This window comes from Streptomyces sp. NPDC056373 (assembly GCF_042262425.1).
In the GTDB taxonomy this organism is placed as follows: domain Bacteria; phylum Actinomycetota; class Actinomycetes; order Streptomycetales; family Streptomycetaceae; genus Streptomyces.
Genome location: NZ_JBHJPX010000003.1, coordinates 171,053 through 190,911 on the forward strand (window position 1 = coordinate 171,053; position 19,859 = coordinate 190,911).

Below are 19,859 nucleotides of genomic sequence, written 5' to 3' on the forward strand. Positions count from 1 at the left end.
CTCTCCCGTGCCGGAGCGGCCCGGGTCAAGGGTGGCCCGCAGGGCCATCGGCGCAGCCGACGCGGAACGCAGCGCAGCGGAGTGAAGCGCCCTTGAGGCGGGGTGCGGAGGCACGACACTGACCAGGAAGCGGGCGGCCCTCGAACCCACTAACACCTCGGCGAGAAAGTCCCGTTCGCAATACCGTGCAAGGGCTCAGAACTACTGTCGCTCCAGCGACGGCAGTTGATCCCCGACATTGCCAGCTAGCTCCTGGGTGGTGATCCACTCAGCCGGCCATACTCCAGCGTATGGACGTTAGCGCAAACGATGGACCGATAGCCCCAGACGGGACGCCATGGTGGGAGCTCACAATCCAGCCAGGCACACGTAATAAGACGTTTGGCCAGGAACGGCGCCTAGCGGCGTGGCTCTGGTTCAATAAGGAAATAGGCGACATCTTCACGATGAATGAGCTCCGCGACGCGCTCGGCTCAGACATCGTCGGCAAGTCCGAGCATCTCAATCGCCGTCTCCGTACCTTGCGCTCGGTGGGATGGATCATCCCGTCGTATAAGGATGATGGCTCATTGAGTTCGGACGAGTACCGGCTCCAGGAGAAGGGGGCGCGGTACTGGCTCGACGAGGATCGCCAGGCCCACAAGCGGTTCGCACCATCTGCTCGCGTGCGGCGCGATGTCATAGAGCGCGACGGGGGACGCTGCGTTGTCTGTGGGACTGGGGCCCGGGAGCCCTACCCAGGTGAACCAGACAGCAAAGCCCGGCTGACCATTGGGCACCGAGTGCCACAGGAACGCTTGAGGAGCCGTGGGGCGGCTGACGACATCGACAACTGGCGAACCGAGTGCGCGCGGTGCAACGAGCCCGTCAGAGACGAGGTTCCCGACCCCCAGCAATACGACGAAGTACTAGCACAGGTCAGGCGCCTGAACCGCGTGAACAAGCAAACGCTCCTCAGCTGGCTACAGCGAGCGGAACGCACTCGTTCGGAGCTGGATCGCGTCTACGATCTAGCTCGGATCCTCACACACAAGGAGCAAGAGGATCTCATAAGCTACTTGAAAACCAGTACAGGTGGCTCTAGTTAGGAGCACTTCCCGTGACGGCGATACTTACGGCAGCCAGGAGGAACTTCCACAATGACCTTATCGAGAAGCATACGCTTGCCTTGTCACCCGAGGGAATTGCCTCCAATGCTGACAAGAGCCAAAGGACCAGCGTAGGCGCCGCTCTGAGCATCGCGAAAGAGCTCTCCGCCGAAACCATCCCTAAGAAACTTGACGGACAAAAAGCGGGGAAACAGTTCGAAGAGGCTGTTGAAGGGTTCCTTTCAGAGACCTTTCCGCTCTTCCAGTCTCTCCGCCCGGGTGACTGGAGCATCGAGAACGTTGGCGGGTCCCGCGCAGAGTATCAAATTTCCAAGTATGAGCCCTACACGCATCTGGCTGACCTCGCAAGCGCAATCGCAAACGACCGGAACCTAGCGTCTGTACTGGGTAACTCGTACGAGATCAGCCCTGACATCCTAATCCTCCGAAGGCCCGAGCCGGACGACATCATCAACCGCGACCATGATCTGGTGGATTCGAAATCGGGTCGATACGCAGTTATCAGGACAATCAATCAGGAGCGGCCCATCGTCCATGCGATAGTTTCATGTAAGTGGACCCTTCGCAGCGACCGTGCCCAGAATGCACGTTCAGAGGCTCTCAATGTAATCCGGAATCGGAAGGGACGCACTCCGCACATCGCTGTTGTCACCGGCGAACCGTCCCCGTCTCGGCTTGCCTCTCTGGCCCTGGGTACCGGCGATATCGACACCGTGTATCACTTCGCTCTTCCGGAACTGATCAGCGGGGTCCACGAAACGGAGAACGACGAAGCAATCAGTATGCTCAATACCTTGGTCAGCGGAAAGCGCCTCCGCGACATCAGTGACCTGCCGCTCGACCTAGCGATCTAGCGACAGGGCACTGCGGATATGAAGAGCTAGCTGATCCGGGATCGCAACTCAGCAAAACGTGCGTGCCGCTCGTGGTCTTGTTGACCCGTGAACCCCTTGAAGCCCGCGAGGCGGTACGCACGCCCTCCCAGCTGATCATCCTCGTCGATCACAAAATCCCGCGCAAGGGTAGCCATCCGGCGCTCAAAGGCCAGCGAGTCCATCTTCTCGCCGGCGAGCTTAACCAGTTCCTTTTCCGTCAGTGCGGTTGAAGCGCTCTTCAGGGCCAGGTAGAGCGCGTCGTGCATGACTTCATGCTCTACTTCAGCCAGTTCCTTAGGTTCACCCTTGCGATTCAGTGCATTGGCGATCGAGTTACCGATCGCCCTCGCGACCGGGGGCGGAAATGCATTGCCGATTTGCCGGTACTTCGTCGTCTTGCGACCGGTGAACTCCCACTCATATTCAGACTCCTTCCCCCACCCTTGGATACGCGCCACCATCTCGGTCGTAAGTTTCGGCACGAAGTCCACAGGCGTCTTCGAATCCGGCGGCGCATCAGCCACCCCCATCGCATCTACGCTGAGGTTGCGCCAGGCCGCTTTCGCGCGAGTTGGCCCAAGATCCGCGCCGCCGTGCTTTTTGGAGCCGCCAACAATGGTGGGAGCGATATCATTGGCCTTCTTGACCCAAGCCTCGGCACCCAGCCAGCCGCCGTCTGCCATCAAGTCCTGTAGAGCCGTTCCCACGGTGTCCGTTGTGGGCTTTTCTTCGGGCCACTCGAACCATTGCGCATCTTCATGACGCATGGCAACGAGGACAAATCGAGGCCGCAGCTGCGGAACGCCGTAGTCATTTGCATGCAGAAGTTTCCAGTCGGACCAGTATCCGAGGTCCCTCAGTCGGTCTTTCACATGCTGCCGGTAGGCCGAGAAGCGAGGCATTGAGAGGCCCCGAACGTTCTCAAGAAGGAGAGCCCGGGGCTTCATCTTGCCAGCCAGTTCAACGGCCCAGGCAAAGAGGTCACGCTCGTCGGTTGCACCGAGTTGCTTGCCGGCGATCGAGAACGGAGGACACGGCACACCTCCGGCAAGGAGATCGATACCGGCGTAATTGCCCGGTTTCCAGAGGTCCTCATCCGCGACGTCACCGTGCACCACATTCCAGTCACGGTTCTCGCGAAGGGTGTTGACGGCGTTCTCGTCGAGCTCGACGGCGACGGCGTGGTCGAAACCTGCCAGCTCAAGGCCGAGCGACTGGCCCCCAGCGCCCGCGCAGATCTCCACCGCGGACAGATCAGCCACGCTCCTACCTCCATGTCTGTCTTGCACAGGTCTACCATCCTCGCCCATCAAACACTGTGGGTCTGACAGTAGGGCTACGGTGTAGGCGATGACCTCCAGCACAGACCCCGCAACGCCGACACCGCCTACGCCCGGCCGTTCGCGGAACATGGCTGCGATCAAGCGGCGGGACACGAAGCCTGAGCGGACCATCCGGTCGCTGCTCCATGCCGCGGGGAAGCGGTATCGCGTTGATCTTCGTCTGCAACTTGAGGGTGCGCGCCCACGGCCGGACATCGTTTTTACCCGTGCGCGTGTAGCTGTCTTCGTAGATGGCTGTTTCTGGCATTGCTGCCCCGAGCACGGACGACAGCCTGGCGTCAATGGCGGGTACTGGGGACCGAAGCTCGAGCGCAATGTTGCGCGAGACCGGGCCGCCGATGCTGCACTCGCAGCCGCAGGGTGGACAGTCGTCCGTGTCTGGGAGCACGAGGCACCGGACGAGGCCGCAGCGCGCATCATCGCTACTCTCGAAGCCACTCCCCCTGCTAATCAAGCTATACGCGCTGAATGATGGATTTGCCTCACTCCTGCGGCGAAGGGACACATCCACACCCCGCGCTCTTGTCTCAGCGGCAGTCGCAGACCTGCGCATCCAGGAGCTGCTTGAGCATCCCAGTTCCGAGGAAGTGCAACGCCTCCGGGGAATAAGCCCGTCAAGCAGCCTCCGAGTCAGCCTCGTAGTGCATCTGAGCACGATCGAGAATGTCGTCCGGGTCGTGACCTCGAGCAGCGGTCCAGTGAAGCAGATCAGCGATCAGTTCCACCGCAGACTCGACAAGGAGCACATCACCGATTCGACCTCGCTGACCGGGCTCACGCCCGGCTCTCTTGTACTTCTCGAGTGCCTCCACCGCTCGGTCGACCCGTCGGCAACTACGCCCGTCACTCAGTGCAAGCTCGCACCAAACCGCCTTACCCGCTGCCGTCAGAACGGTGCCCCAGTCCACCGCCATCGCCGCGAGCAAATGCAGGCCACGGCCGCATTCCTCACCGCATTCCGCTGCCCTGATGGTGGGCACGACGGGGCTCATGTCGTGGACTTCGAGGCGTAGCCGCTCCCCCTTTCTCTCGAGGATCAAGGTCGCTAACGCCCCTTCGCCCACGTGCTTGACGACATTGGTGGCCAGCTCCGTAACGAGCAGCTCGGCCTCGTCAGAAGCGGTTAGTACGCCCCACCGGTCGAGCTGCTGCGCGGCTGCTCTTCGCAGCAGAGGCACCTCCATCGGCACCGCTTCAAAGGGCAGAACACAACGGAGCCGGGACTCCGTGACTTCCTGGCCAGGCATGACCACTCCTCCCTCCCAGGCCACCCAACGCGCCGGGTCGTATCCGTACGACTGCGTTGCGTAGCGACCGAGAACGAGCATGGCACAGAGAAATCTCACTGTGTAACTTCTCATGAGAATCGATCGAGTGAATCCGGTAGTGAGCCCGGTTCACGGCTACCTAGCCTGATGGGCGTCCCGCGGGCTGAAGCCCGGCACATGGTGAAGGAGCCGCATGCCCGAACGGAGAACGACACGACGCCGCCAACTGGGCGCCACCATGCGCAAGTTGCGCTCACGTAAGGGCCTGACACTTGAGGAGGCCGGAAGTCTCGTCGGCGTGTCGAAGGCCACCGTCAGCCGGTACGAGACCACGGCCGGTCCGGTCAAGTGGCTCGTCATCGACGCCCTCTGCCGTGAGTACGACGCAACGGACGCCGAGAGGCGAGCCGTCGTCAATCTCGCCAAGAACGCCAAGGAGCAGGGCTGGTGGAACTCCTTCGCCGACTCCATTCCCGAGAGCATGAACCTGCTGCTCACGCTTGAGGACGACGCCGTTCGCGAGAACCACTTCTGCTGCGTCTACGTTCCAGGGCTCCTGCAAACGCGTGCTTACAGCGTGGCGCTTCAGGAGGCCAATGAAGTGCCGCTGGAGCCGGAGGAGATCGCGCGGCTGGTCGACATCCGCATGAAGCGGCAGGACCTCCTGTCCCGCCCGAAGCCGTTGCACCTGTGGGCAATCCTTGATGAATCAGTGGTCCGCCGCGTCGTCGGGTCGCCGGCGGTGATGAAGGAGCAACTCGACCGGCTTCTCGAAGCGAACGAGTCCCCTCACGTCACCCTCCAGGTGCTGCCATTCTCCAAGGGAGCGCACGCCGCAGCGCTCGGGAGCTTCGTCATCATCGGCGGCCCTGAACCGGCCCTCGACGTGGTGTACGTCGACTTCCACACAGGTTCGCTCTTCCTGGAGAAGGAAGCCGAACTGGAGCGATACCGGCTTGCGTTCGAGTACCTGCGCGCACAAGCGTTGGACATGGAGGCTTCCTCCGCCCTGATCCATCGCGCCCGCAAGGAGCTCTGAATGTCTCTTGGCCCGCAGATCGCACCCGACCTCAGGTGGTTCAAGTCGTCTTACAGCGGCGGCAACGCGACTGAGTGCCTGGAGTGCGCTTACGGACCACACGGCACCCTCATACGCGACTCCAAGCGGCCTGATGGGCCCGTCGCACGAACCGGGGCCTACGCATGGCGTCGTTTCGTGGATGCGGTCTGCCACGGTGACTTGAGTCTGCGCGGCGACGCCAAGGGCCCCAGCCCCCGGTAAGCGTTCTACGCGCAAGTTCGCGCAAGTTCCTGGCCGTGGGGCGCCCTTGGGCGAAAGATCGGACACACAGCAGTCCGAAAGGAGCAGACATGGCACTCATCAAGCTGGGTCAGGACCCGGAGAGTCCCGACGGGAAGTCGCCCACCGTGTACCTGGATGACCAGACCGGCAACTACGTTCTTCAGGGGTGGAAGATCACCGACCCCGAACGGCTGGCTCAGATGGACATCCCCGGGCATGAGACGGTGATCGAGTTCCCGAGGCGCATGATGCAGTTCTTCCCGGAGGTGAGCGGTGGGGGCGGCGAAACCGACGCTTGAGCAACGGCTGAGAGCCTGCAACAGCTCGGCCGTGCATTTGGAGATGCGCGATGGTTACATGCGCTCCGATCCCCGGTTCGTCGCATGGCAGCAGGGCGTCCGCAACGCACCCGAGGACAACGACCCAGTCCTGCGGCCATGGCTCGCTCTGACTTCCGAGCTGGTGGGCAGGGGTATCGAAGTCCGCCGTGCCCGCATCGTCTCCGAACCCGTAAGCGACTACATCGAGTTCGAGCACCATGTGACCGCCGCCAATATCGCGGCGGGCGAGCAGGTCCGGTGGCTACCGCGGCGCCGGGCATCGGATCTCGCCCTGCCCGGCAATGACTTCTGGCTGCTGGACGGAAGCATCATCGTGTTCCACCACTTCGGCGGAGACGGCGAGCTGGCACCAGACGACGAGACGTGCACAGATGACCCGGCAACCGTGAGGCTGTGCGGCTCCGCGTTCGAGGCGGTGTGGGAGCGGGGCACGCCGCATGAGCACTACCAGCCGCCCCGCCGTCAGGCCTGACGGAGACCTCATCCGTTGCCCTCATCGTCCAGTGTTGCCGAGGCCAGGCGAGCGCTCGGCCGGCGCCTGCGTGAGATCCGGAAGGACTCGGGTCTCACCGCGCGGGCGCTGGCGGGCCTCGCGGGCTGGCATGAGTCCAAGTGCTCCCGCATCGAGCACGGACGAACACCCCCATCGGACGCGGACATCCGGGCATGGACACTGCACTGCGGAGCCCTGGAGCAGACAGCGGATCTCATCGCCACCGCGCGTGCCGTCGAGGGGATGTACGTCGAGTGGCGCCGTATGGAGCGGGCCGGACTCAAACAGGTACAGGAGTCGGTCGCCCCTCTGTTCCGTCGCACCCGGCGTTTTCGTATGTACCAGTCCTGGGTCGTGCCCGGTCTCCTCCAGACCCCCGCATACACCGAGGCCGTACTGAGGACGATCACCGCCTTGCGTGACGTACCCGACGACATCGACGCGGCTGTGGCTGTTCGCATGGAGCGGCAGCAAGTTCTGCACACCGGAAACCACCGGTTCGCGGTGCTGGTCGAAGAGTGGGTGCTGCGGACTCTCATCGGCGACGCGGAAGTCGTGGCAGGTCAGTTGGGCCACCTGATCGCTGCGGCTTCGCTGCCTTCCGTGTCACTGGGCATCATTCCGCTGGGTGTTCCGCGTGGGGCGGGGTGGCCCGTCGAGTCCTTCACGATGTACGACGACACGCAGGTCAACGTGGAACTCGTCTCAGCGCACCTGACCATCACGCAACCCACTGAGGTCGCGATGTACGCGCAGGCCTTCGCCGAGCTGGCGGAGTTGGCTGTCTACGGGGCTGCCGCGCGGTCACTGATCACTGCGGCGATCAACTCTCTCGGGTGACCGCGTGCAAGTTCGCGCACGTTCGTAGAGGCAGGCTCTCTTCCGTTCCTAGCGTGATTCCCAGTTGTCCTCGTATCACCTCAATGGGAGCACCTCATGGTTCAGGAGCAGTCAACTCAGCCCAGCGACGGCCTGCTCGTCGCCCGCAGCAAGGTGATGGCGGCCAGGGCCCGGTCGGAGCAGCCGTCCGACGGCGGATCGACCGGTGTCAGCGACACCAACGACTGACGGCCATATCCATGACCACTGAGATGCCCTTCTCGGTGGCCCAGTGTCTGGGCGGGGACGACTTCCTCGCCCAGACGTTCGGCCAGCGCTATCACGTCAGCCGGGGATCTTCCCACCGCGTGGCGTCACTGCTCTCCTGGGACGACCTCAACGCCATCCTCACGCACCATCGGCTGGATGCTCCTCGTCTGCGCCTTGCGAAGGACGGTCAGCCACTCGCCACCTTCACGTACAGCAGTCCGGCCGTCACCCGCCGGCGGACGGTTTGGCAGCGTCTTCAGCCCGCCGACCTGCATCAGCAGCTCGCTGAAGGCGCCACCCTCGTACTGGACGCCGTGGACGAACTCCACCCCGGCGCTGCCCGGGTGGCGAGGGATCTGGAGCGCTGGCTGCGCACAGCGGTGCAGATCAACCTGTACGCGTCCTGGACCAGCACCGAGGGATTCGGCGTCCACTGGGATGACCACGACGTCGTTGTGATCCAACTGAGCGGGTCCAAGTGCTGGCGGCTCTACGGGCCGACCCGCGTTGCCCCGATGCACCGGGACGTCGAGGCGCCGGAGAGCCCCCCGGCCTCTCCTGTAGCCGAATTGGTTCTAAACTCGGGCGATGTGCTCTACCTGCCACGGGGCTGGTGGCACGCCGTGTCCGCTTCAGCGGGAGAAGCGTCACTTCACCTGACCTGCGGGCTCCAGACCTCGACGGGTGCCGATGTCATCGCCTGGCTGTCGGACAGCCTGCGGACCCATGAGGTAGTGCGCTCCGACGTGCCCCGGTTCGGCAGCGCCACCGAGCAGGCCGCCTTCAGTGAGAACCTGGCCAAGCTCGTCATGTCCGAGCTGACGTCCCCTGACCTCCTCCCCCGGTTTCTGGCCGCTCGTGATGCCACGGAACAGGCACGGCTGACCCCGTCGCTGCCGTACGTCAGCGCCGTACCCCCAGACCCGCAGTTGTGGGTGCAGCTGCTGGTCACACGACCGGCACTCGATGCAACACCCGAAGGGAATGTGCGGCTGACAGCGGGCGGTGAGGAGTGGACTTTCGCGCGGCGTGTGCGTCCGATGCTGGAGCGCCTGGTACCGGGCCTTCCTCAGAAGCTCGGCGAGTTGGCCGAGTCAGGCGGCCTCGCAGTGTCCGAGACGGCACAGGTCTTATCCGAGTTGGTCAGCGGCCAGATCGTGGGGGTTAGGAGGGCTGCGGAGTGACGGCCACGCTCGGGCTGGGCACCTACCGGTGCCGCGATGTCGCAGGGGCGGCGGCGATGGCCGTCCGTGCGGGCGCCGACTGGATCGACACAGCCCCGAACTACGCCGAGGGCCAGGCGGAGCAGCAGCTGGCCCTGGTGGTTCCTGGCACACCTGGTGTGAAGGTGTCGACCAAGGTCGGCTTCCTTAGCACTGTCACATGCGACCGCGCGCTACGAGCAGGCGTGATCACCGCTTCCGAGGCGGAGGACAACTACTGTCTGACACCTCGCTTCATCGCTTGGCAGGTCAGCCGCAGCCAACGCATTCTCGGCCGTGAGCCCGAGACGGTCTTCCTGCACAACCCCGAGCACGGCAGCATGTCCGCCGAGCTGAAGATCCAGCGTCTGTACGAGGGCTTCGGAGCTCTGGAGCAGGCAGCGCAGGAAGGCCGGATTCGCGCGTACGGCGTCGCCACCTGGAGCGGCTTCTCCCTTGGCTTGTTCGATGTGCCGCAGCTGCTGGAACTGGCTATCAAGGCCGGTGGCCGCGGTCATCACTTTCGGGCTGTCCAACTCCCGTTGTCGATCGTCAATCTCGCGCCCATCGCCCAAGCCCTGGGCGGGGTCGGCGTGCTCGTAGACGCGGCAGCAGCCGGACTTGATGTACTCGCCTCGGCCCCACTACACGGCGGCACAGTCCGGGACATGGTCACACCGGAACTGGCCGAGCTGATTCGCCCCGGGAGCTGCCGCGCGACCGCTGGTCTTGCGGTCGTGGCCTCCGCTCCCGGAGTCGGCCGGATTCTGCTGTCGACGGACAGCGCGCAACACTGGGCGCAAGCCGTGGCAGCTGTCGAACAGCACCCCGCGATGTCACCGGACCGTCTGAGAAGGGTCGTGGATGTTCTCGGAACCTGAACGCGCAATCTCCCGGCGGATGCTGACGGCCTTCGCGGAAGCGAGCGGTCGGCTGAACGTGACCATGGCCACAGCCCCGAAGTCGTGGGGGTGGCAGGGCCGTACATTGAGCGGCCGCGTCGACACCCCGGTCGGCCCCGCGTGGCTGCGCCTGGTCCACGCTCGCACGGACAAAGCCAACGGCAAACTCTGGGAAGGACCGCGGGCTGCGGACGACTGCGTGCCGTCAGCAGTCCCTCGGCCGTGCCTCCGCCGACGACTGGCCTGGACCGAGAGCGCCGACAGCTACCTGGGGGAGCTGTACGATTTCGTCGCCGAGCCGACGGTGACCACGGACGGCCCGATCCTGCACCAGCGCCCTGACCTGCCCGACGCTTGGTGGGTGGCCTTGAGGACCGCACTGGAAACGGTGTCCGCCGTAGCCACAGACCGGGTCACAGTACGGCAGGCCTACCTCGACCGGGCCATGCCGCAGTTCCTGGGACATGAGATCGACACGACCGTCCCTGCCTGGTCGACCGCCCACGGCGACCTGCACTGGGCGAACCTGACCGGTCCCACACTCACGATCCTGGACTGGGAGGGCTGGGGCATCGCACCGGCGGGCTTCGATGCGGCCATGCTGCACACGTACAGCCTGCTCGTTCCCGAAGTCAGTGGGCAGGTCCGTGATCACCTCGGCGACGTCCTCGACACACAGGCCGGCCGCTTCGCTGAGCTGGTGGTCATCACTCAGCTGCTTCAGACCAACAGCCGGGGGGACAATCTGGAGCTTGAGGAGGCCCTACGGCAGCGGGCAGCCGAGCTGCTGGAGGATGTGCCGAATGGCCGTGCAGTGCGGCAAACGAGTCCGTGATCATCCCGTTGGCCAGGACGTACTCAAGGCCGCCCGGTTGTTCTGAGGTTGGCGGTTCCGGGGCGAGTGTCAAGAGCGCCCTTCGGGCGTCGGCTCGCGCCGATTGCGCTTCGCTTCACTCCTGACACCCGCCCCTCCACCGCGGGGATTTTGCCGACCGGGCGGCCCGGAGGTGGGGCGGCGTGGCCGGTGGGTGGGGGTGCGGATCCGTGGCCGAGCGGCGGTAGTGGGTGGCGGGTAGCAGGTAGCGGGCCCGGGCAGCAAGAAGCAGCGCATCGGCCGGGTGCGGTTGTGGAGCACGTTGTGCGGGTGGCCTGGACGCGGTCAGTGCAGCAGGTCGTCCAGGCCGGAGACGTTCTCGGTGAGGGTGTGCGGCAAGGAGCAACGCCAACGCCTCGTGCAGCAGCCGAACATGTCCGGGCCTCTACTGCTCGGGGCCGCCCCGCTCTGTGCGCAGCCCCCTCTCGAACCGATACTGCTCCACCAGCTCCTCCCAGTCCTCGGCCCCGCCCTCGCTCACGGCGACCCGGTGTTCCTCGCCCACGAGAGTGCCCACCCGCTCCGCCACCCGCGCGGCCCGGCCGCCGGACGTGTACACGCCCAGCACAAGAGTGGTGGAGGCGCCGTCGTCCCCGCCGGCGAGGGTGAAGCTCCACGGGATCTCGCACGGCGGAGCATGGTCGGGGTCCGGGCACAGGAGGTGTTCGACCGGGTCCTGGAGGGCGAGAGCCTCCTCCGAGCTCGGGCAGCCGTGGATGCGGATCTCGTACACCCTTGGTTCGTCCTCGACCATCGGCATTCCCGCTTCCTGGTTCGAACTCCGCCACGCCTCCATCAGCCCAGTTCCCCTCGCTCGATGCAGAACTCGTTGCCCTCCGGGTCCGCCATCACGACCCAGCCCCGGCCGTTCGGGAGGGTGCGGTCCGTGAGGACGTGGGCGCCCAGGGACACTGCGCGTTCGACCTCCTCGGAGCGGGTGCGGCCGGTGGGGCCCAGGTCGAAGTGGATGCGATTCTTCGTCGCCTTGGCCTCCTCGACTCTGACGAAGAGGAGGCCGGGCGCGCCGTCCGGAAGTTCGACCAGGACCTCGTCGTCCCCGGGCTTGTCGATGCCGGAGATCGCGTGGCCGAGGAACTCCGCCCAGAAGCGGGCCAGTTCGTAAGGCTCGCCTGTGCAGTCGAAGGTGACGTGTCGAATGGTGGGGTTCAGCGGGGTCAACGGCCTTCTCCCGTAAGTGCGTTGAGTCGCTCCGCAGGATGGGAGGGGAGGCCGCGTCGTGTCGAACTATTTTCCGTCGTCGGGGAGGTTCCCGTTGCCGCCCAGGTTGGCGACCATGCGCCGCAGGACGTTGATCGTGGTGACGAAGTCGGCCTGGGAAATGCCCTCGTGGGTGCGTCGGTGGAGTTGGAGGCTGCGTTCGCGGGCGCGGAGGCGGGCCGCCTCACCGGCCTCCGTGAGGGACATGCCGCCCGTCGCGTCCTCCGTGAGCCAGCCTCTGGCGGTCAGGTCGTCGTAGACCTGGTCGAAGTCGGTGGCCTGGTCGTCGTAGGGGGTGAGGCGGGGGGTCAGGGTGGTGCGGGTCCACCTGCCGGGGGCGCCGGAGGCGTGGTTGAGGGTCCACCAGTGAGGCTGGGTGAGGTTCTCGACCGCGAGTCGGGCTCGTATGGACCCTACGACCCTGCGGTAGGCCTCGCCGGTCCAGGCGCCGATCGGCTGGGCGGCCAGTTCTTCGTGGGAGTACTCCTTGAGGTTCTCGGTCTGCGTGTTCATGCGGTCAACGTAGAACCTCAAGCAAAGTTGAGGTCAAGGGCTGCCCCCGCCCGGTTGGCGGGGGTGGCCCTTCAGCCGGACGACTCCAGCCGCAGCACGCGAAGTTCCGGAGCCTTCGGTCCCGCGGCGCCCCGGACCAGCAGGGTCAGGCCGGACCAGCCCGGTGGGATCCACAGGAGGTCGAGGAGCTGGAGAGGCAGGGGCAGGGGAGAGGCAGAGGCAGAGGCAGGGGCACTCTGGTGGGTGACCGGCCCTGCCACCACCGACACCGTCCGGGGGTCTCGCCGTGCTGCCTCAGGAATTCATCAGCCCTTCGGCGCATAGAAGACGTAGGTCGCCGTATAGGGCACGCCGACCTGTGTTCCCGCCTCGCAGGAACCGGCGGGCGCCACTCCCCCTCGTGTGCTCAGGCGCTGGATATAGGAAACGGAACCGAAGACCCCGCTGCCACGGTTGGCCGTGGCCTTGAGCAGCAGCTCCGGGACGGCGTCGGGACGGGCGTTGGTCGCGCCGGGCACGGCGGCGGCGTTGACGGCGCTGCCGTCGACCGTGGAGACCCACACCGGGCCGCGCGAGTGCAGGGCGACAGGCCGGTGGCGCCAGTCGCGTGCGTCGGACAGGGTGGCTGCCGGTTCGAGCAGCGTCCAGGCGCCGTTGGTGCAGGTGTAGGTCTGCACCCCGCTCGCGGCGAGTTCGGCGATCCTCTTGTTGCCGTCCGGTACGCGGAGTTGCGGAGCGATCGATGTCACACGTGAGTGCACGGCGGGGTGCGATGCGGTCTTCGGTCCGTCGGACGCCTGGCTGACGGCCGCGGTACCGATCACCGCGGCGGCGGCGGTGACGATGCTTCCTGTCGTCAGGGCGGCGCGCTTGCTGAAGAGCATGAGAATCGACTCCAGTCGGAAGGAGGATGGGCCGGCCACGGTTCTGAGCGGTCAACAGCTGGCGCTGCAGCTCGTGTTGGACAGTACGGGTGGATCACCGTCCGGTTCGCGTCACGCGGCGACGCGTAAGGGTTTGGAAAGGAGCGCTGGACGTCAGAGCGGGTCGGCGCGGCCGGAGTCGGGACGGCGCGGCCGGAGTCGGGACGGAGGGCCGAGATGGGACCGGGGGGAGGGCGATGCCAGGCCCCGCGGACGTCTGATGGCGGCGGTTCGCAGAGAATCCGTGAGTTCGGGCTGACGCCGGGCCCTTACGCACCGTGTCGCCTGCACTACCTGTCCGCCTCCGGCGTTCGGGGCGAGTGATGCGCTCCGTCAGGGTGGCGTACGCCGAGACACGGAGCATTCGGCGGTGGGAGAAGCTCAGCCGTCGGGGAACTCCAGCCGCAGCACGCGAAGTTCCGGAGCCTTCGGTCCCGCAGCGCCGCGCACCAGCAGGGTCAGGCCGAACCAGCCCGGTGGGATCCACAGGACGTCCGCGTCGCCGCCCGAGAAGTCCGGGCGGTCGCCGACCCAGACCCTGCCCACGCACTCCCCGCCCGCCCAGCCGGTCACCCGGATCTGTGTGCCGTCCGGGCGCAGCAGGAGGCCGTCGTGGGACGGGGGCAGGTCGACGTCCAGCCACGCCTCCTCCCCCGGTGCGAGGACCAGCGGCAGCTGGACCTCCTGCCCGGGTGCGGCTGCGGCTTCGGTGGCGAAGGCGGTCAGCAGGTCGTCGTCCTGGGTGGAGCACGTCCAGTCCGTCACCGGGGCCAAGGCGAGCAGTTCGGCGCGGAGGCCGCCGCCGCTGGGGTGGTGGGGCAGCGTGACCGAGATGCGGTGGGTGCCCGCGGGCAGCGAGATCCACGGGTTCTCGGCGTGGACGGTGTGCGGCTCGCTGTCGGTCACGGTGACCCGTACCGGCTCGGCCACCCCCTTGAGGTGCAGGGCCGCGGCGGTGGCCGTCCGGATCTCGCGGGTGTAGGTGACGGGGATGCCGACGCGGGTGCTGCTCCAGCCGCCGAGCTCGCGCAGGGGTGCCGGGTCGCCCGCCCAGTGGCCGTGCACCGACCAGAGCGCCGACACGTCCGTCGTCTCCCGGACCGTCCAGAGTGTGCCCAGTCCCCGCAGCGCGCCGAGGCGGAGGGCGGGCAGGCGGGCGTCGTCGAAGTTCGCGTGGCCCCAGATCTCCACGACTGCCTCGACGTCGACGGCGCCGGTCGCCTCGCGGACGTCGATCCGCCGGGTGGCTCCGAAGTCGGCGATCGTCGGGCGTACCCGGCCGGCGACGGCCAGGTCGACGATGTCCGCCGCCCCGACGAGCAGCAGCTCGTCGACGTCCGTGAGGTCCGTCGTGGTCCGGTAGGTGCCGCGCCCCCGGTACACGCCGAGCGACTCCAGTGCCGGTGGCAGCTCGTGGCGGCCCGCCGCACGCTCGGGAGCGGTGGCCGCTCGGCGCCGCGCGCCCCGTACCGCGACGGGTTCCGGTGCGGCGGGCCGGGCGGGGGCCGGTGCGTCGAGATGTACGGTGCCGTCGCGGTCCGTGGCGCGCAGGCGTACGGCGTCCGCCGGGGCCAGCGCCACGAGGGTCAGCCCCGCGGCCGTCGCCCGCTGCGGCGTTCCGGCCTCCGGCGCCGGTATCTCCACCCGGGTGTTTCCGAGGACGACGGTGACCGGCACCTCTGAGGAGAACACCAGGACACCCTCCCCCGCCGCCACCAGGTCCGCGGACGCCAGAGTGAGCGTCCCTTCCTGGCCCCACGGCTCCAGGGGCACGTCCGCCAGCATCAACGGGCACGAGTCCGCCGCTACCGCGACCGGCACCCCGTTCACGACCGCCGTTCCCGTCCCCGTCCCTGTCTCCGTCCCCTCCCGGCTCCCGAGATGCGGTACGGCGAGGAGCAGCCCGCCTCCGTCGAGGCGCAGCGCCGACGGTGCCGAGCTGGTCGGGAAGTCGGTGGTGAGCGGCGTGGGCGGGGTGGTGGGGGTGGCGAGCGCCAGGCGTGGTCCCAGGGTGTCGATGACGCGGGCGAGGATCCGGGCCTCGGCGTACTCGGGGCGTTCGGTGCCGGTGGAGGAGACGTAGCCGCCGAAGTCGTAGCCGTGGCTCATGAGGTTGCCCGGCTTGCCCCAGTTCCCCGCGGACGGGGTGTATCCGAAGTTCCAGCCGGAGGACTGGAGGTAGGGGGCGATCAGCGAGGCGCCACTGGCCAGGAGCCGGCGCAGGGTGCGGTGGCGGCGGTTGGTCTCGGTGATCAGCAGGGGGAGGTCGCGCTCCGCCAGCAGCTGGGCGTAGCGGCGTACTTCGGGTTCGATGTGCGGGGAGTCGTCGTCCGGGTAGAAGTTGCACGCCGGTACGACGCCGGGGACGTCGCCGGTAGCGCCGTGGAGGTCGCCCTGTCCGGAGCAGGCGATCAGCGGCACGGTGATGCCGTGGCGGATCGCCTGGTCGCGCAGGGCGGTCACATACCCCGTGCGGTCCTCGCAGTCGAAGAAGTCCAGCTCGTTCTCCAGCTGCACCATGATCACAGGGCCGTTCGCCGGGTACTGGCGTTCGGCGAGGATCGGCAGCACCTGGTCGAACCAGGCGGTGACCCCGGCGAGGAAGCGCGGCTCGTTCTGACGGGCCCCCAGCTCCGGGTCCAGGCCCAGCCAGGCGGGCAGTGCGCCGCCGTCCCATTCGGAGCAGATGTAGGGGCCGGGCCGTGCGATGACGTACAGCCCCTCCTCCTGCGCGAGGTCGAGGAAGGCGGCGACGTCCCGCCGGCCCTCGAAGGACCAGCGGCCGGGGGCCGTCTCGTGGAAGTTCCACGGCAGGTAGACGTCGACGCAGGTGTAGCCGGAGGCCCGGACCTGGGCGAGCCGGGCGCGCCACTGTTCCCGGGGCAGACGGAAGTAGAACAGGGACGCGCACAGCACGAGTTGCGGTCCGCCCTCGAAGCGGATGCCGCGGGCGTCGAGCGCGACGCCCCGGCCGAGTGTGGTGGGATGGCTCACTTGACTCCCGCGCTTCCGCCGCTGATGTCCATTTCGTACAGGTACTTCTGGCCGAGGTAGTAGACGAGGATCATCGGCAGGGCGAGCAGGATCGAGCCGACCATCACCAGGTTCCAGGGCGGTGCCTGGCCCGCCTGCGAGGTGGCGGTGATGTACTGCACGCCCAGGGCGAGCGGCATCCTCGACTCGTCGTTGAGGTAGATCAGGGGGCCCATGAAGTCGCCCCAGGTGTGGGTGAGCGTGAAGATGCCGATGGCGATCAGGACGGGCCGCAGCATCGGGAACATGATCCGCCGGTAGATGCCGAAGAAGCCCAGGCCGTCCATCATGGCGGCCTCGTCCAGCTCGCTGGGCAGCCGGGAGACGAACTGCCGTACCAGGAAGACGTTGAAGGCGTTGGAGAAGAAGTTCGGCACGATCAGCGGCAGGAAGGTGTTCACCCAGCCCAGGTCCCGGAACAGGATGAACTGGGGGATCATCGTGATCTGCGTCGGGATCATCATGGTGGCGATGACGACGAGGAACATCGTGTTCTTGCCGGGCGCCCGCAGGCGGGCGAAGGCATAGCCGACCAGGCCGCTGGAGAGGACCTGTCCCACCACCGAGAACAGCGAGATGAGCACCGAGTTGAGCAGGAAGGTGCCCACCGGCAGTTCGGTGCTGAACACCCGGGAGAAATTGTCCCAGTGGAACTCGCGCGGGATGATCGTGAAGGCGCCGTTGTTGACGGTGGCGTCGCTGGACAGGGCGATCGAACCGACGAAGACCAGCGGGGTGGTCAGGATCGCCGCGACGATCAGCAGGGTGCCGTAGGTGAACGGGGTCGCGCGGAACGCCCGTACGGCGGGGCCCTGTTCCTTCGCGGGCCGGTCCTCGTGCCCGCGCTTGCGGACGGGGGGTGCCAGGGTCGCCATCACTTCACCTCGGTCTCGTAGAACACCCAGCGCCGGGTGGTGCGGAAGGCGATCACCGTGAACACCAGGATCACCAGGAACAGCAGCCAGGAGATCGCCGAGGCGTAGCCCATGCGGTAGTAGCTGAACGCCTGGTCGAACAGGAGCGGCACCATGGTCTGGGCCGCGTCGTAGCCGGCGGGGTTCTTGCCCTTGGGGATGAGGATGTAGACCTGCGAGAAGATCTGGAACGCGTTGATCAGGCCCATGATCAGGTTGAAGAAGATGATGGGCGTCAGGTGGGGCAGCGTGATGCTCCAGAACTGCCGTGTCGCGCTCGCGCCGTCGACCTCGGCCGCTTCGTACAGCTCACGCGGGATGCCCTTCATCGCGGCGAGCAGCAGCACCGTCGCGGCACCGGCGCCCCAGGCCGACATCAGGATCAGGGCGGGTTTGACCCAGGGGCCGTCGAGCAGCCAGTCGGGGCCGGAGAGTCCGAACAGGCCGAGGAAGTCGTTGATCGGGCCGTTCGGCGCGAGCACCATCCGGAAGATCATCGCCGTGGCGACCAGGGGGATCAGCGTCGGCAGGTAGATCAGGGTGCGGAACAACTTGCGGGCCCTGACCTGCTTGTTGAGCAGGTTCGCCAGCCAGAGCCCGAGGACCAGGCCGAGCGGGACCGAGATCGCCGCGTAGTAGAAGGTGTTCCACAGGGCCTTCCAGAACGCCGGGTCGTCGGTGAGGGCCGTGACGTAGTTCTGGAAGCCGACCCACTTCGGCGGGTTGAAGGAGTCCCAGTCGGTCAGGGAGTAGTAGACCGACGCGATCATCGGCCCGAGCAGGAAGACCAGGAAGCCGATCACCCAGGGCGAGATGAAGAGGTAGAAGGAGAGCGCCTCACGGCGTCGGCGCCCGGAGAGCTTGGGCTTCCTGGGTGAGGGGGGCTTCTCCACGGCCGTGGCGGCGGCCTTCGGGTCCGCCTCGGTGTCCGCCTTCGGGGCGGTCGGGGTTGCCACAGCCGGTCATGCCCCGGACTTGATGAGGGACTCGAGGTCCTTCTGCACGGCCGTCAGCGCCTTCTTGGCGCTGCGCTCCTTGCCGAGCCAGAAGTCGGCGAGGCCGTTGGAGATCGTGTCGATCATCTGGTTCCACTCGGGGATGAACGGCGCCCGGAAGACGAACGCGCTGGACTCGGCGAACACACCCATGTCGACGTCCGTCTTCATCCACGACGGCTTGAGGAAGGCCTGGCTCTTCTGCACCTCCAGGTTGGCCGGCACGTCCTGGCCGGAGGCGATGATCACCTTCTGCGCCTCGGCGGAGGTGAGGAAGTCGATCGCCTTGAAGGCGTTGTCGCGCTGCTTGGAGGTGCGGGAGATCGCGAGTCCGCTGCCGAAGGCCGACACGGCCTGCTTCTTGCCGCGCCACATCGGTGCGATGTCCCAGCCGAACTTCACCTTCGTCAGGCCCGACATGACCCAGAAGCCGTTGGCGTGGGTGGCGACCTTCTGGTTGGGGAACGCCTGGTCGCCGCCGATGTCGGGGCCCATGTCGGCGTAGTCCGCCTTGCTGGGCACCACCTTGTGCTTGAAGACCAGGTCGCCCGCCCACTGGAGCGCCTCGACCACCTCGTCGCTGTCGACCGCGGGCCGGCCCTGGGCGTCGATGATGGTGCCGCCGTTCTGGTAGGCGAGACTCCACCACTGCGGGAACCATTCGGCGCCGCTGTATCCCCACACCTTGCCGGGGACCGTCAGCTCCTTGAACGCGTCGAGGGCGTCGTCCCAGGTCCAGTCCGCCGTGGGGGCCTTGATGCCCTTCTTGTCGAACATGTCCTTGTTGTAGAACACGGTGACCGCGCCGGAGCGGTCGGGGATCGCATACAGCTTGTCCTGGTAGGCGTAGAGCGAGCCGACCGGGCCGAACCGCTGCTCGGGGTCGAGCTTCGCCTTCTTGGCGAGCTCGTCGAGGGGCAGCAGCTGGCCCTTGCTGGAGTAGGTGTTGACGCTCTCGGCGACCTGCATGATGTCCGGCCCGGTGCCGCCGGCGATCATCGTCTGCACCTTCTGCGGGTAGGAGTCACCCGGGATCAGCTGCAGTTTGACCTTCAGGTCCGGGTGCTTCTTGACCAGCATGTCGATGCGGGCCTGGTACGTCTTGCGGTCGGGGTCGCCGCCCCACACCGTCATCACCAGCGGGGCGTCGGCCGCACCGGCGCCGGAGCCGCACGCCGTCAGCGTGATGACCCCCGCAGCGACTCCCAGACCCAGAAAACCCCGACGAGAAAACCGCGCACTGTCAAGCGTCATGGCACTGCCCTTCCTTGAGACATGCACACGCCTTGAGGTCGCCCGGATGATCAGGCCGGACTTCGAATGGCGGTTAAAATAACCATCGTTTTAAGTCAGCGACAAGACCTTGTTTCGTGTGGGTTCAGTTGTGACCAGAAGCTCGAGGCGGCACAAAAGCGGACATCGGCGAGGTTGCCGCAGGTGGACCGGCAGGACGCGGAACCGCCG

Annotated in this window: 23 protein-coding genes; 12 read left to right on the forward strand and 11 right to left on the reverse strand. The window is 66.5% G+C overall.

All coding sequences use genetic code 11. The features are described 5' to 3' along the window. The first annotated feature begins 290 nt into the window (after positions 1–290). Together ACFCXS_RS07595 and ACFCXS_RS07600 are read left to right on the forward strand one after the other, a co-directional pair. Positions 291–1,088 (forward strand): HNH endonuclease, encoded by a 798-nt coding sequence (locus ACFCXS_RS07595; RefSeq protein WP_376642123.1) that lies wholly within the window; start codon positions 291–293, stop codon positions 1,086–1,088. Positions 1,089–1,099: 11 nt separating this feature from the next. After that, entirely contained in the window at positions 1,100–1,963 is an 864-nt protein-coding gene (locus tag ACFCXS_RS07600) for an NgoMIV family type II restriction endonuclease (protein WP_376642124.1), read from the forward strand. Between the two features lie 26 nt (positions 1,964–1,989). On the opposite strand, the gene ACFCXS_RS07605 is transcribed toward ACFCXS_RS07600, so the two are convergent. Beyond that, complete coding sequence (locus tag ACFCXS_RS07605; RefSeq protein WP_376642125.1) at positions 1,990–3,246, reverse strand: DNA cytosine methyltransferase; 1,257 nt, start codon at positions 3,244–3,246, stop codon at positions 1,990–1,992. Between the two features lie 88 nt (positions 3,247–3,334). Here ACFCXS_RS07605 and ACFCXS_RS07610 point away from each other — a divergent pair, with 88 nt between their 5' ends. Then, a complete protein-coding gene (locus ACFCXS_RS07610) occupies positions 3,335–3,799 on the forward strand; it encodes a very short patch repair endonuclease (protein ID WP_376642126.1) in 465 nt (154 codons plus the stop codon). 142 nt (positions 3,800–3,941) lie between these two features. On the opposite strand, the gene ACFCXS_RS07615 is transcribed toward ACFCXS_RS07610, so the two are convergent. Next, the gene (locus ACFCXS_RS07615) at positions 3,942–4,574 is read right to left on the reverse strand and encodes an ATP-binding protein (RefSeq protein WP_376642127.1); all 633 of its coding nucleotides are present in this window, start codon (positions 4,572–4,574) and stop codon (positions 3,942–3,944) included. A gap of 214 nt (positions 4,575–4,788) precedes the next feature. On the opposite strand from ACFCXS_RS07615, the gene ACFCXS_RS07620 reads away from it, so the two are divergent. From ACFCXS_RS07620 to ACFCXS_RS07660, 9 genes are all read left to right on the forward strand, one after another. Next, the gene (locus tag ACFCXS_RS07620) at positions 4,789–5,634 is read left to right on the forward strand and encodes a helix-turn-helix domain-containing protein (RefSeq protein WP_376642128.1); all 846 of its coding nucleotides are present in this window, start codon (positions 4,789–4,791) and stop codon (positions 5,632–5,634) included. After that, entirely contained in the window at positions 5,635–5,877 is a 243-nt protein-coding gene (locus tag ACFCXS_RS07625) for a DUF397 domain-containing protein (RefSeq protein WP_376642129.1), read from the forward strand. An 89-nt stretch (positions 5,878–5,966) separates the two neighbouring features. Further along, entirely contained in the window at positions 5,967–6,197 is a 231-nt protein-coding gene (locus ACFCXS_RS07630) for a hypothetical protein (protein WP_376642130.1), read from the forward strand. Between the two features lie 43 nt (positions 6,198–6,240). Beyond that, on the forward strand, positions 6,241–6,711 hold the full coding sequence (locus tag ACFCXS_RS07635) for a DUF6879 family protein (RefSeq protein WP_376642411.1): 471 nt from the start codon (positions 6,241–6,243) through the stop codon (positions 6,709–6,711). 15 nt (positions 6,712–6,726) lie between these two features. Next, positions 6,727–7,572, forward strand: a complete 846-nt coding sequence (locus ACFCXS_RS07640; RefSeq protein WP_376642131.1) for a helix-turn-helix domain-containing protein — start codon at positions 6,727–6,729, stop codon at positions 7,570–7,572. A 96-nt stretch (positions 7,573–7,668) separates the two neighbouring features. After that, positions 7,669–7,800 carry a hypothetical protein gene (locus tag ACFCXS_RS07645; protein WP_376642132.1) on the forward strand — a complete coding sequence of 44 codons (132 nt, stop codon included), beginning with the start codon at positions 7,669–7,671 and terminating at the stop codon, positions 7,798–7,800. An 11-nt stretch (positions 7,801–7,811) separates the two neighbouring features. After that, positions 7,812–9,005: a cupin domain-containing protein gene (locus ACFCXS_RS07650; protein WP_376642133.1), complete on the forward strand. Its 1,194-nt coding sequence runs from the start codon at positions 7,812–7,814 to the stop codon at positions 9,003–9,005. Next, complete coding sequence (locus ACFCXS_RS07655) at positions 9,002–9,904, forward strand: aldo/keto reductase (protein ID WP_376642134.1); 903 nt, start codon at positions 9,002–9,004, stop codon at positions 9,902–9,904. The genes ACFCXS_RS07650 and ACFCXS_RS07655 overlap by 4 nt, the downstream gene beginning before the upstream one ends. Further along, complete coding sequence (locus ACFCXS_RS07660) at positions 9,888–10,760, forward strand: hypothetical protein (protein ID WP_376642135.1); 873 nt, start codon at positions 9,888–9,890, stop codon at positions 10,758–10,760. The genes ACFCXS_RS07655 and ACFCXS_RS07660 overlap by 17 nt, the downstream gene beginning before the upstream one ends. Before the next feature lie 424 nt (positions 10,761–11,184). Here the strand turns inward: ACFCXS_RS07660 and ACFCXS_RS07665 are convergent, their stop codons facing one another. The 9 genes from ACFCXS_RS07665 to ACFCXS_RS07705 all read right to left on the reverse strand — a co-directional run bounded on the left by ACFCXS_RS07665 (position 11,185) and on the right by ACFCXS_RS07705 (position 19,649). After that, positions 11,185–11,559: a hypothetical protein gene (locus ACFCXS_RS07665; RefSeq protein ID WP_376642136.1), complete on the reverse strand. Its 375-nt coding sequence runs from the start codon at positions 11,557–11,559 to the stop codon at positions 11,185–11,187. A 35-nt stretch (positions 11,560–11,594) separates the two neighbouring features. Then, positions 11,595–11,978, reverse strand: a complete 384-nt coding sequence (locus ACFCXS_RS07670) for a VOC family protein (protein ID WP_376642137.1) — start codon at positions 11,976–11,978, stop codon at positions 11,595–11,597. A gap of 66 nt (positions 11,979–12,044) precedes the next feature. Next, positions 12,045–12,530, reverse strand: coding sequence for a MarR family transcriptional regulator (locus ACFCXS_RS07675; RefSeq protein ID WP_376642138.1), 486 nt, complete (start codon positions 12,528–12,530; stop codon positions 12,045–12,047). A 71-nt stretch (positions 12,531–12,601) separates the two neighbouring features. Continuing rightward, positions 12,602–12,790, reverse strand: a complete 189-nt coding sequence (locus tag ACFCXS_RS07680; RefSeq protein WP_376642139.1) for a hypothetical protein — start codon at positions 12,788–12,790, stop codon at positions 12,602–12,604. 45 nt (positions 12,791–12,835) lie between these two features. Further along, complete coding sequence (locus ACFCXS_RS07685; RefSeq protein ID WP_376642140.1) at positions 12,836–13,414, reverse strand: DUF3455 domain-containing protein; 579 nt, start codon at positions 13,412–13,414, stop codon at positions 12,836–12,838. 420 nt (positions 13,415–13,834) lie between these two features. Continuing rightward, positions 13,835–16,447 carry a beta-galactosidase gene (locus ACFCXS_RS07690; RefSeq protein ID WP_376642141.1) on the reverse strand — a complete coding sequence of 871 codons (2,613 nt, stop codon included), beginning with the start codon at positions 16,445–16,447 and terminating at the stop codon, positions 13,835–13,837. Beyond that, positions 16,444–17,361, reverse strand: coding sequence for a carbohydrate ABC transporter permease (locus tag ACFCXS_RS07695; RefSeq protein WP_376642142.1), 918 nt, complete (start codon positions 17,359–17,361; stop codon positions 16,444–16,446). The genes ACFCXS_RS07690 and ACFCXS_RS07695 overlap by 4 nt, the downstream gene beginning before the upstream one ends. Continuing rightward, positions 17,361–18,356, reverse strand: coding sequence for a carbohydrate ABC transporter permease (locus ACFCXS_RS07700; protein WP_376642143.1), 996 nt, complete (start codon positions 18,354–18,356; stop codon positions 17,361–17,363). The genes ACFCXS_RS07695 and ACFCXS_RS07700 overlap by 1 nt, the downstream gene beginning before the upstream one ends. 6 nt (positions 18,357–18,362) lie before the next feature. Then, positions 18,363–19,649, reverse strand: a complete 1,287-nt coding sequence (locus ACFCXS_RS07705; RefSeq protein WP_376642144.1) for an extracellular solute-binding protein — start codon at positions 19,647–19,649, stop codon at positions 18,363–18,365. Between the last annotated feature and the right edge of the window lie 210 nt (positions 19,650–19,859).

Excerpts from the sequence above, each read along its gene's own strand:
- ACFCXS_RS07650 (WP_376642133.1), top strand. The coding sequence starts at position 7,812 with ATGACCACTGAGATGCCCTTCTCGGTGGCCCAGTGTCTGGGCGGGGAC.
- ACFCXS_RS07625 (WP_376642129.1), top strand. The coding sequence starts at position 5,635 with ATGTCTCTTGGCCCGCAGATCGCACCCGACCTCAGGTGGTTCAAGTCG.
- ACFCXS_RS07615 (WP_376642127.1), bottom strand. The coding sequence starts at position 4,574 with ATGCCTGGCCAGGAAGTCACGGAGTCCCGGCTCCGTTGTGTTCTGCCC.
- ACFCXS_RS07595 (WP_376642123.1), top strand. The coding sequence starts at position 291 with ATGGACGTTAGCGCAAACGATGGACCGATAGCCCCAGACGGGACGCCA.
- ACFCXS_RS07665 (WP_376642136.1), bottom strand. The coding sequence starts at position 11,559 with ATGCCGATGGTCGAGGACGAACCAAGGGTGTACGAGATCCGCATCCAC.
- ACFCXS_RS07635 (WP_376642411.1), top strand. The coding sequence starts at position 6,241 with ATGCGCGATGGTTACATGCGCTCCGATCCCCGGTTCGTCGCATGGCAG.
- ACFCXS_RS07610 (WP_376642126.1), top strand. The coding sequence starts at position 3,335 with ATGACCTCCAGCACAGACCCCGCAACGCCGACACCGCCTACGCCCGGC.
- ACFCXS_RS07620 (WP_376642128.1), top strand. The coding sequence starts at position 4,789 with ATGCCCGAACGGAGAACGACACGACGCCGCCAACTGGGCGCCACCATG.
- ACFCXS_RS07705 (WP_376642144.1), bottom strand. The coding sequence starts at position 19,649 with ATGACGCTTGACAGTGCGCGGTTTTCTCGTCGGGGTTTTCTGGGTCTG.
- ACFCXS_RS07660 (WP_376642135.1), top strand. The coding sequence starts at position 9,888 with ATGTTCTCGGAACCTGAACGCGCAATCTCCCGGCGGATGCTGACGGCC.
- ACFCXS_RS07645 (WP_376642132.1), top strand. The coding sequence starts at position 7,669 with ATGGTTCAGGAGCAGTCAACTCAGCCCAGCGACGGCCTGCTCGTCGCC.
- ACFCXS_RS07630 (WP_376642130.1), top strand. The coding sequence starts at position 5,967 with ATGGCACTCATCAAGCTGGGTCAGGACCCGGAGAGTCCCGACGGGAAG.
- ACFCXS_RS07695 (WP_376642142.1), bottom strand. The coding sequence starts at position 17,361 with ATGGCGACCCTGGCACCCCCCGTCCGCAAGCGCGGGCACGAGGACCGG.
- ACFCXS_RS07675 (WP_376642138.1), bottom strand. The coding sequence starts at position 12,530 with ATGAACACGCAGACCGAGAACCTCAAGGAGTACTCCCACGAAGAACTG.
- ACFCXS_RS07685 (WP_376642140.1), bottom strand. The coding sequence starts at position 13,414 with ATGCTCTTCAGCAAGCGCGCCGCCCTGACGACAGGAAGCATCGTCACC.